The sequence below is a fragment of the Streptomyces sp. genome (assembly GCF_035563135.1).
Lineage (GTDB): Bacteria > Actinomycetota > Actinomycetes > Streptomycetales > Streptomycetaceae > Streptomyces.
Window position 1 is genome coordinate 1 of sequence record NZ_DATMVN010000289.1, and the last position, 9,300, is coordinate 9,300.

The 9,300-nt window shown below is 69.2% G+C and carries 12 protein-coding genes and 1 tRNA gene; 9 read left to right on the plus strand and 4 right to left on the minus strand.

Features of this window, described 5'->3' with window-relative positions; translation table 11 throughout:
* On the minus strand, window positions 1–826 hold an 826-nt coding region (locus tag VN520_RS12690; protein ID WP_325746994.1), incomplete at its 3' end, for a hypothetical protein.
* 60 nt (window positions 827–886) lie between these two features.
* Between VN520_RS12690 and VN520_RS12695 the strand changes: the two genes are divergently transcribed.
* On the plus strand, window positions 887–1,120 hold the full coding sequence (locus VN520_RS12695; RefSeq protein ID WP_325746995.1) for a helix-turn-helix transcriptional regulator: 234 nt from the start codon (window positions 887–889) through the stop codon (window positions 1,118–1,120).
* Window positions 1,121–1,281: 161 nt separating this feature from the next.
* Here VN520_RS12695 and VN520_RS12700 read toward each other — a convergent pair whose 3' ends face one another.
* A complete protein-coding gene (locus VN520_RS12700; RefSeq protein ID WP_325746996.1) occupies window positions 1,282–1,845 on the minus strand; it encodes a hypothetical protein in 564 nt (187 codons plus the stop codon).
* A 405-nt stretch (window positions 1,846–2,250) separates the two neighbouring features.
* Between VN520_RS12700 and VN520_RS12705 the strand changes: the two genes are divergently transcribed.
* Window positions 2,251–2,463, plus strand: coding sequence for a helix-turn-helix transcriptional regulator (locus tag VN520_RS12705; protein WP_325746997.1), 213 nt, complete (start codon window positions 2,251–2,253; stop codon window positions 2,461–2,463).
* Window positions 2,432–2,839 (plus strand): hypothetical protein, encoded by a 408-nt coding sequence (locus tag VN520_RS12710; RefSeq protein WP_325746998.1) that lies wholly within the window; start codon window positions 2,432–2,434, stop codon window positions 2,837–2,839. The genes VN520_RS12705 and VN520_RS12710 overlap by 32 nt, the downstream gene beginning before the upstream one ends.
* A 237-nt stretch (window positions 2,840–3,076) precedes the next feature.
* Here VN520_RS12710 and VN520_RS12715 read toward each other — a convergent pair whose 3' ends face one another.
* Window positions 3,077–3,865: a hypothetical protein gene (locus VN520_RS12715; RefSeq protein WP_325746999.1), complete on the minus strand. Its 789-nt coding sequence runs from the start codon at window positions 3,863–3,865 to the stop codon at window positions 3,077–3,079.
* 471 nt (window positions 3,866–4,336) lie between these two features.
* Here VN520_RS12715 and VN520_RS12720 point away from each other — a divergent pair, with 471 nt between their 5' ends.
* The 4 genes from VN520_RS12720 to VN520_RS12735 all read left to right on the plus strand — a co-directional run bounded on the left by VN520_RS12720 (window position 4,337) and on the right by VN520_RS12735 (window position 6,953).
* Window positions 4,337–5,167 carry a hypothetical protein gene (locus tag VN520_RS12720; protein ID WP_325747000.1) on the plus strand — a complete coding sequence of 277 codons (831 nt, stop codon included), beginning with the start codon at window positions 4,337–4,339 and terminating at the stop codon, window positions 5,165–5,167.
* Between the two features lie 144 nt (window positions 5,168–5,311).
* A complete protein-coding gene (locus tag VN520_RS12725) occupies window positions 5,312–5,896 on the plus strand; it encodes a DUF6245 family protein (protein WP_325747001.1) in 585 nt (194 codons plus the stop codon).
* A 211-nt stretch (window positions 5,897–6,107) separates the two neighbouring features.
* Window positions 6,108–6,386, plus strand: coding sequence for a hypothetical protein (locus VN520_RS12730; RefSeq protein ID WP_325747002.1), 279 nt, complete (start codon window positions 6,108–6,110; stop codon window positions 6,384–6,386).
* Window positions 6,387–6,422: 36 nt separating this feature from the next.
* Complete coding sequence (locus tag VN520_RS12735; protein ID WP_325747003.1) at window positions 6,423–6,953, plus strand: hypothetical protein; 531 nt, start codon at window positions 6,423–6,425, stop codon at window positions 6,951–6,953.
* 76 nt (window positions 6,954–7,029) lie between these two features.
* Here the strand turns inward: VN520_RS12735 and VN520_RS12740 are convergent.
* Window positions 7,030–7,106: transfer RNA gene (locus tag VN520_RS12740), tRNA-Met, on the minus strand.
* 166 nt (window positions 7,107–7,272) lie between these two features.
* On the opposite strand from VN520_RS12740, the gene VN520_RS12745 reads away from it, so the two are divergent.
* Both VN520_RS12745 and VN520_RS12750 read left to right on the plus strand, forming a co-directional pair.
* Window positions 7,273–7,986: a SpoIIE family protein phosphatase gene (locus VN520_RS12745; RefSeq protein ID WP_325747004.1), complete on the plus strand. Its 714-nt coding sequence runs from the start codon at window positions 7,273–7,275 to the stop codon at window positions 7,984–7,986.
* A gap of 465 nt (window positions 7,987–8,451) precedes the next feature.
* Window positions 8,452–9,141 (plus strand): hypothetical protein, encoded by a 690-nt coding sequence (locus tag VN520_RS12750; protein ID WP_325747005.1) that lies wholly within the window; start codon window positions 8,452–8,454, stop codon window positions 9,139–9,141.
* Window positions 9,142–9,300 lie beyond the last annotated feature (159 nt).

Consider the following 9,300-nt stretch of genomic DNA (forward strand, 5'->3'; position numbering starts at 1 on the left):
CGGCCACCTTCCGGCTGGGCCGGAACAAGAAACCCCCGCCGCCCTCCGCAGCCAACTCGGCCAGCACACTGCCCCACCGGGCGTGACAGGCCACCAGACGTCCCAGCAGGTCCTCGTCCAGCACCGCGACACCACTGGAGGTGATGCGGATGTGACTGCCGCGGACTGGTACGACCTCGCCTGGGGCCAGGCCGCATCCCGCCCCCAGGGCCATCAACGCGAGCCCGTCCAGCCGGGCTCGGCCCGGAAGGTGCCCTGCCCAGGCCCGCAGCCTCGCCAACTCGCCGCGCTCATAGGGAGGTTGCGGACCGCGGGGCGAAGACAGCCGCGCGGGCGGGGCCTCACCGCGCTGGGCCCACACCAGGGCCTCCCTCGTGCGGCGCAGCCAGGACCGGTAGGTCTGCACCGTCGAACCGTCCATGCCCGCACAGCCCGACAGCACGAACGCGTCGATCGTCTCCGTGCGCAGCCACACCCCCGGATCCCGCGGCAACCCGCCGCCATCGGCCCAGACAGCCAGGCGCCCCACTACATGCAGCAGGTGTCCCGCCTCGTAACAAGTCGCCGGGGCGGCTGCCGTCACGGTCGCGCGCACCTGGTCGGCGACCCGCGCCCACCGTGCTTGCGACAAGCGCGGGCAGTACTCACGGATGCGGCGGGAGACCTCCGGGCTCAACGTCACAGACCAACGAAACCGGCTGGATAAGCAGCCGGTGAAGGGGTCGAAGCCGATCTTCACGGAAAGGAGTGCATCGACGTGGTGGGAGGTTTGGCCCGAAAAAGGCCGCCGCGAGAGCTTGCCGACGACCCGGAATCCTGGCCCCATGCGGGGATCGACGATGCCGCCGCCGATGTCGTTCAGGGCATCGCCCGCGCCCTCGAAGCTGTGCTCAAGACGCAGCGGCGGAGCCTGCGGCAGGCCGCTGCCGGCTCGGGGGTCAACCGGCAGGCCATCGCCGACCTGCTGGCCGGCCGCTGCTGGCCTGACGTCGCCACCGTCGCCCGCCTGGAGAACTTCCTTGCCGTGCCGCTGTACCCCTCCAGTGGAGGAATGCCGCATACGCATGGGAAAAGGCCCTTCCGTCCCCGGGCCTCACCGGCGCAGGGGACGACAAAATAGGCCACGCGCCCCCGGGGCGAGCACAGTTGCTCTAGCCTCGGGAGCAGCGTGAGCCACTGACAAGGGGTCCACGTCGAAGGTTCCGAAGAGCGTCCAACTCAACGGAACCCGTCCCCTCCTCCCCGCAACGGGAGGAGGGGACACTCGTGAAGGGGCAGTCGCTAGGCGGCCCCCTTCACATGCCCGCCGACAGCAGAGGCGATCGCGAAGACCCCGGGCTCAGGTTCGATGGCCTTGCCCTGTGCGACATGCCGCTTGCAGGTCTTGCGAGTCGTCTCGATCGCGGCCGCCCCCTGCTTCCCGGAAACGGGCCTCCCGATGGCCTCCGTGATCTCCTTCACCCGCAACGGCCGCCCCGCCGTGGCCAGCACCTGCAGCACCTGCTGACCCAGATGCAGGTTCCGCGGCGTCGTGGCGGCCTGCTGTGGAGAATCTGCAGGACCCGTCGCACCGTTCTCATCTGAGGCCGGTCCCTGTGCTTCGGCGTCCTCCTTATCGGGCCGGTAGCCAGGGGCGTCAGAGCCGACATCCGCTCCGGCGGTGATCTCTTCCAGGGCGGCTGCCAGATGGTCATGAGAGGCAGAGGTGCTGGCTAAGTCGGCATCCACCTGGGCCAGTTCCTTCTCAAGATCCACCCGCCGCTGCCGCAGGCGCGCGGCCTTGTCGGCATAGAAGTCCACAGCCGTGCGCAGCCCCTCGACCGCAGCCGCCTCACCGGACACCATCAGCCCTCCCCGAACCGCCAGCATGTCGGTGCAACGCCAGACATCGTAGGGAACGCCAGCCGTGCCAGAAAGCCAAATGGGCAACCCTGTCTGGCAGTTGAGGGAAAGCCGCCCTTCCGCGCAGTCCTGTCGACCTGGCCTCCGCCACCGGCATGCCAGCCTCGCCGACACGGTGACTCCGATCCTCAGATTGATGCGGGACCCCGCAACCGGCATCCGCCTGTGGATCCTGAACTCCTTCTGTTTTTCGGCGTGCCCCCCAAGGGGAGGTTGGCGATGCGCTCACCCTCCTATGCCGGGCTGGCCGCCAGCACGGTGAACACGGCGCCCGAGACGCCGCGCGAGCCCGCCCTGTCTGTAAAGCGAGCTTGACAACGACTGAAGGGTGACAAGTAAGCTTTACATGTGCGAAACAGCGTCAGGAAACTGCGGTCGTCACGAGGGCTCTCCCAGGGCCAGCTAGGCACAGCCCTGGGGGTCTCACGTCAAACAATCAACGCCATCGAGACCGAGCGGTACACGCCCTCCCTGCCGCTCGCCATGTCCATGGCCAAGTTCTTTGAAGTCAGCGTTGAGGAGATGTTTCATGCCGAAGAAAGCCCAGCAGATGACCAGTAGCGCAGCCAGGCGGTCCGTCCCCGGCTTCTTCCTCGCCGTCGGAGGCGCCTGCCTCGTGGCCGCGACTTTCGGCGGCCGCCTCGCTCTCGGCCTGGTGACGTTCGGGGTCCTGGCGGTCTGCAGTCTCGCTTTAGTGCTGCTGGGGCGCCGGAGCGAGACCTATCAGGGCCTCACCGAAAAGGCTCCCGACGAGCGCTTCGCCCGAATCTCAGGGCGAGCCTGGGCCGGCACGGGCGTGGTGCTTACCGCAGGGAATCTGTACGCCTACATCGGTGACCTGGCATCCGGACGAAGCGGCGATCCGTACTTCTGGTTCGTGGCCACCGCCGCCATCTCCTACATCGCGTTCGTCGCCTTCTGGTCTCGGCATGCCTGAGAAGCCGTCACCTCGAACGGCTCGCCGCCCTACGTCCGGCCAGGCAACGCGATCAACCTAGTCACCGGAGGTCGGTGACGCCCGAGGCTGAGCGGGCGCGGGCAATGGCGGGCATGTCAATTCCCGGCTTTCTTGCGCGGCTTCGCGCACATCTACCGCGGCTTCGACGACTGATGCCTCCACGGTGGCTACCGCAGCCCAACGGGGAACGATCACCCGTCTCACGGGAAAAGCTCTTCAAGCTGGCGAGTTGTGCCTGATCAGACCCACTCGTGAACACCCCAACCAGTGCGGCAGCGGCAGCCGCAGAGTGCCGTCGTCGCCTTCGAGTCGTTCACGGAAGTCCGGGCCCGCGGCGCAGGCCAAGAGCGCGGTCACGGCTGACCAGCCTGCCGGCGCGGCAACATCCTCATCGGTCAGCGCGTCGATGAGGTAGGCCAGGCGCAGCGGGTGGCCACCGAGGATGTCGCCGTCGAATACGCAGAAGGGGCAGAGGACGAGCCGGTCGTGCTCTGTGGCCGGCAGCAGGTGCGCGGCCGGGTACCTGTCGCCGCACAGGGAACATGTCGCGTCATTGACCAGTGCGTCGACCTTAGTCGCGCGGGCACGCCCGAGCTCCTCCCATACCGTGTGCACGATCTCCGTGAGCGGTGTGGTGCCGGGCAGGGTGAGCACCATCGCTTCCCCGGAGTTGATGGGGATCTTGGGTGTGATGAGGGTCAGCTCGGGGACGGTGGTGAGGTCGTAATGGTCCGGGTCGTCGGGGTCTGCCTCGGTGTCCGTTCCACCCGGGCGGGAGAGCATGGACCAGACCGGCCCAAGCCAGCCGGTCCAGATGCCGCCTTCGGGGAAGCCGTCGGTCTCTACAGGCCAGCCCTCGACTTGGAACGCGTTGATCAGGCGGTCCTGGACTTCCGCCGTCAGGATCTCCTTGGGGGCGGGGGTGTGAAGTCGGGCGGCGCGGGCGTGGCTGCCGCCCTCGGCCTCGGCTCGGATGGCCAACTTCTTCTTGCGGTTGCGCGTCATGCGTGCTCGTCATCCCGTGCAGTCCCACGTCCCGCACTTCGGCATTTCAAGCACAGGTGATCGGTGAGTGAGATTCGACAGAACCTTGTCCGCCGGAGCTGCTGGTCACGTGGGGACGCACAGCATCGGAGTCAGGCGGTCACTAACGCCGCGTTGACGGTAGCGCGGCGGCCCCTCCGCGGGCAATCGGCCCGACTGTGCCAGGATCGCGCGCTCATGGGCAGAAGCCGATGAGGCCGTGACGGACGGCGCTCGGCGGCACAGGCAGAGGTGTCTGCCCGTTCATCCTGCGGCTTGCGAGCCGGTATGCTGCCCGGCAGGCGGCCACGACCGCCGACCGCTGAAGGGGCCCTCCGCCCACGCTGGAGACCTCGTTGGTAGGCCAAGCCGTCCTTCGACGCATCGTGCACCTGACCATGCCTGTCTTCAGAGCGGCGTGTGCGTGGGGCACGCTGCTGCATGGAGTCAGACATGCCTACCAATCCGCCCCGGAAGTCGCGGAAGCGTACCCGGGAACTGCGAGAGCTGAGCCGAGCTGCCGGCCTGCGGTTCACCGAGGCGATGCGGGCGAACGATCGGACCCGAGCTGGCGCCCGGCCACTGCCACTGCGCTCCTCCCCCACCCGCACCATGCTGTTGCCGCTTGTGCCGGACGCCCTGCGCGGAATGTACGAACTGGATGGACTGCTCCTGAGGCTCCGTATGGACATGGTCCTGAATCATGAGGGGGAGCTTGTGGGCTACCGGGACAACGGAGGAGTGCCAATCCCCGGCGCGCCGATTGAGGACGTCACCGAGGCGTACTGGCAAGTGCGCAATGCACTACCCGAGGGGACGGAGGAGCTGGTGGACGGGACCGAGGAGTACCCGCCCAACATGCTGCTGCTGGTGGGGCCCGACGGCGGGAACGTGACGCACCTGGCGTCGATCGAGGTAGCCGAGGCGGATCTCGCCCTGCTCACCACGTTCGCCGACGCCCTCGACCGCGCGGCCCGTCCGCGTCCCGGCTCGGAGTTCCAGCCCCTGAGAGAGGCGCTGGGTGAGCTTGGCCGAATGCCCTACTACGCGTGGATGCCCAAGGGGGACGAGGCCGTCGTCGCCGACTGGGTGCGGCAAGCCCTGTCACCGGTCCTGGTCTCGCCTTTCGACGGCCCTCAGGGTCCCGACGACTACGAGACGCTGTCCGGTGTGCTGCGGTACGCCGAGGGCCTAGGCTGGGAGAGCGTCCAGGTGAACCAGGATGAAGAGGAGGCGGCTGAGCGGGCGTCGTTCAGCATGATGCGCGCGGCAGGGTGGACCTGACAGCCCGTCCCGGGGCCTGGGCCATCCGTGATGGCCAGAATGCCGTGCAGCACCGACAGGAAGGGCCTACCACGGGCCTGGTGACGGTGGGCGTCTTCAGGCGGAGCGGTTCCGTACGATCCTGCGTCTACTACCTTCAGACCCATGACGATTCCGCCCCAGCCCTCCTCCGCCAGCCCCGCCCCCACTGCTTCGGAGATCTCCGCTGCGCTGTCGGCGCTCGGTGTGTACGCCAGCGTCCCCTCAGAGGCCGAGCTCGCGCAGCAGGCCGCCGCGGTCGGCGGTGAGCAGGTCCTGGCCGCGATCCTCGCGAACGCCCTGTACGGGGCGTCGATCGGCACCGGGATGGTCACCGAGGGCCGAATGCTCGAAAGTGGTGCCGGCGGCCGTGAGCTCGGCCTGGCCCGCGAGCAGGTCCTCAAGGCGTCCGGCGCGGACGACGTGGGCGTCATGGGCGTCCTGCACTGGCAGGCGGGCCAGGTACGTCAGCCGCTGAAGAGGATGAATGAGGGCGGCGCCGGACCCATCGTGGAGGCCGCCGCGCACGCATCCAACGCGCTGCTGGACCTCCTGGCCTGCACGACCGTGACCGCCGTCGACGACGTGCGTGCCGCCGAGATCCCCGAGCAGCTCGTCCGTGCCCGCCAGGCGCTCGAGGCCGGCATCTCGGCGATCGATGCGCTGCCCGACGCCGTCGCCGAGATGTTCCTCGGGCCCGTCACCGACTGACGCAGCGGGCATCGATTGGGCGCCTTGACATGGCGAAGTCCGAGGATTCGAAGGGACTGCAGCGAGGCCACGTCTCCGGATCCCAGGCTGCTAGCCGGTCCAGTGACAGGGCACCGATCGAGCGCCCACGGATATTGCACAGTCGTCTGTCAGTACCGGATGGGAGGATCGCCAGTGGCCGGGCGTCCGGCCAGTACCCCGGGGAACGGACATGAGCAGCGAGAGCACGTACGAGTGGCCGCGTGGGGCGACACCATCGGACATGATCCAGCTGGAGGCGTGGCTCGCCCAGCACGGATGGGAAGTCGACCCCACGGTCTACATGGCCGGTGCGGGCGGCGCGGCTGTCCAAGTGCGACGTACTGGTGCGGCCTGGCAAGACGGGGAGGCTGGACTGCTCATCCTGCCTGCAGAGACGGTGCTCTGGGACGGCACCCGGATGCAGATCGCGCCCCCGGTCGCTGTACCGGCCCGTTGTGCAACCTCGTAGGGTCAAGGTCGAAGATCACGAGGGGTAGGGGTTCGGGTGGACATCAACGAGCAGATCGAGGCTTCGCGGACGTGGGAGCACGGTGACCCGGGGCCGCGCCCGTACGACCCGAACTCCGCCGGGCTGGTGCGCACGGCCGCGTTCCTGGAGCGGATCGCCGAGTTGATCAAGGAGGACCCGGAAGCCTCGGCCCTGGTGCACGCCAGCAACGACCCGGCCGTACTGCTCCCGTTGACGGAAACGGCACCGGGCCGGGAGCGGCTGCGCCTCGCGTTCGACGAGGACCCCGGGATGCTGCTGTGGCTGGAGTCCAGCGCCGCCGGCCAAGACGTCCTCGCCCGAGTCCAGATGTCCGTGGACGCCCCGGACCCGGAGGTGGCCGCGGAAGCGATACGCACCGCCGCGTCACCGCGGGTCGCCGAGCAGCGGCGCCGCCGGCACGAGGAGAGGGTGCGGGACCACGAGGAGCACCTGCGCTACCTGGCAAGCCCTGAGCACGCGGCCCGCAAGCAGCAGACGTACGAGGTGATGATGTCGGCCTTCGAGGCGCAGCGCGGCGCGGAGTAGAGGCATCGCACGGCTGCGGCGCCCCTACATGCTTCCGGCCCCCCTTCGACATGAAGTCGAAGGGGGGCCGGTGCGTTGGTAGCGGGGACAGGATTTGAACCTGCGACCTCTGGGTTATGAGCCCAGCGAGCTACCGAGCTGCTCCACCCCGCGTCGGTAGGACCACCCTACGCCACTGGCCGTCGGCCCCGGACCGGATTTCCCCTGGCGGTGCCACTTCTGCCCCATCAGCCTCAATTTCGGTACCTAGCGCACTCTTCTGTCACCGCGGGCCTTTGCGGGGAGGGCCACGCCAGCCCCGGGGACGAAGGAGGACGCGGTGAAGGAAGCGACCAAGGGCACAGTGATCGCGGTGGGCCGGGCGCAGCGGCCGGGCACGGAGCTCCCGTGCGCAGACGGGGTCGACGTGCAGCGGCGCGGAGAGATGGTGTGCGCGGCCGTGGTGGACGGGGCCGGGCACCACCCGGACACCGTGCGGTACGCCGCGCTCACCCCGCCGGTGATCACGCACATCGGGATGGAGCTGGGCGGGCTGCCGGGACTGATGACGGCCGGGCAGATGGCCGCGGCCTACAACCGGCCGCCGCACGCGTCCGCAGTGTTCGCCTGCGCGCAGCCGGGGCAGCCGACGTCCGTCCATTGGATCGGGGACTGTCGTGCGTACGGCTGGCGGGAGGACACCGGCCTCACCCTCTGGTCCGACGACCAGACCATGGGGAACTGGTTGCGGTGGAACGGTGGTGCGGCCGTACAGCTGGAGGCCGCGAAGCACGACAACTGGGCACGCCTGGGGCTCGCGCAGTCCAGCGCGGCGACGTGCCGGCAGGTGCAGATCCCCGAGGAGGAGGCCCGCCTCGTGCTGGTGATGTCCGACGGAGTATCCGACCAGGTCAGTACGGAGACGATCACCCGGCTGTGCAGCGAGCACTCGGACGGGCCGCAGGCCCTCGCCGACGCCCTGGTGGCGGCGGCGGAAGCCGAGGAGAGTGGCTACCGGGACGACGCCACCGTGGTGGTACTGCGGCTGCGTTGAGGGGCGTTTCGCAGGTCCTCCGCCAGCGCCCCGCACTCTCGGGGCGTCGGCGCCAAGGCCGCCGGGCCTCGTTGAAGTCCGGGTGCCTGCTGTCGGTCACGGCCATGGCCCGGGCCACCCCGTACGCGGGACAGCCATAGGGCAGCGCGTCCGGTGGCGGCGGCGTCCTCCGCCCGGCGCGCGATGGCGAACTCGAGAGGGGCATTCTCATCTCCCTCGATCAAGGGCAGTCTTGCACCGGAGGCTCATCTTGCTGGGCGTTCACCCGGACGGGTGGCACGTACTTGGCCACGTGAAGGGCTCGGGGCTATGTTCGGCTGCGGCCCCGTGCGGCCGAAGGCTCCCGTCCCGTCCCATGACCGCGACGAACATCAGGCCAAAGGTGCTCCGCATCAGCACGTGTTTCGTCCTGTCCGTGCTGTCCGGCCGGCGGGTCATGGGCCGCAGGCTGTGAAGGACGTACCGATGACGAAGAACCACGCTCGCAAGTCCGCGGCCCGCACCCGTACCGCCATGACCGGCCAGCCCTACACGTCCGCTGGCCTCCGGCGCGAGCCCGAACTCGTCGTGCTGCGGCAGTACGGGAACGGCGGCCCCGGCTGCCTCACCCTGGTCGTCGCGAACTGGACGGCTCCGGGGAACCGGTCCCTGGCTGGCATCGCGCCCGGCGTGGTGCACCAGTGGCCGAGCTCCGCCCAGCCCGGCAAGCCGCGTGTCGACCCGTACCGGCACATGATCGAGCACGGCTGGTCCGACGGTGCGGATCCCTCCATCGGGGTGTCTCAGTGGGGCGTCGTGTTCGCCACTCCGGGCGGCGTCCTGAACGGCATCGCCTGGGACGACTGCCTTCTCTACGACCAGGCCGTGCAGCTCACGCCGACCAACCACGCCGCGCTGACCTGCGCCCCAGACGGTCTGCTCCGCGTCGTGGTCACCAAGACGGCACAGCCCGCCGACCGCAGCACCACCCAGGCGTGGGTCCTGAGGCTGCTGTCCACGCCCCGGCTGGCGGTGAAGGCCCTGTTCCAGATCCACGAGTCGCCCTGCCTGCCGGGCGCGTTTGTGGAGCACGTCAACAGCCGGCTGCCCGACGGTGTCGCCCTGGTCTCCCCAGGATCGGGATTCCTGCCGCCGTGGTTGACCGGCCCGGCGTAGCCCTGCCGTTCTACGGCTCAGCGGGCGTGCGGACTGGAAGGGACGCGGGCCTCGTTGGGCTGATCAGGCGGCCAGGCCGAGGAAGCGGGTCGGGTTCTCCCTCCAGGGGACCTTCTTGCGGCGGTAGGCGTCGAAGGCACTGCTGCGCAGCGAGTGCCG

Coding starts and splice junctions, on each gene's coding strand:
- VN520_RS12710 (WP_325746998.1), top strand. CDS start 2,432: ATGCCGAAGAAAGCCCAGCAGATGACCAGTAGCGCAGCCAGGCGGTCC.
- VN520_RS12715 (WP_325746999.1), bottom strand. CDS start 3,865: ATGACGCGCAACCGCAAGAAGAAGTTGGCCATCCGAGCCGAGGCCGAG.
- VN520_RS12730 (WP_325747002.1), top strand. CDS start 6,108: ATGAGCAGCGAGAGCACGTACGAGTGGCCGCGTGGGGCGACACCATCG.
- VN520_RS12750 (WP_325747005.1), top strand. CDS start 8,452: ATGACGAAGAACCACGCTCGCAAGTCCGCGGCCCGCACCCGTACCGCC.
- VN520_RS12725 (WP_325747001.1), top strand. CDS start 5,312: ATGACGATTCCGCCCCAGCCCTCCTCCGCCAGCCCCGCCCCCACTGCT.
- VN520_RS12720 (WP_325747000.1), top strand. CDS start 4,337: ATGCCTACCAATCCGCCCCGGAAGTCGCGGAAGCGTACCCGGGAACTG.
- VN520_RS12700 (WP_325746996.1), bottom strand. CDS start 1,845: ATGGTGTCCGGTGAGGCGGCTGCGGTCGAGGGGCTGCGCACGGCTGTG.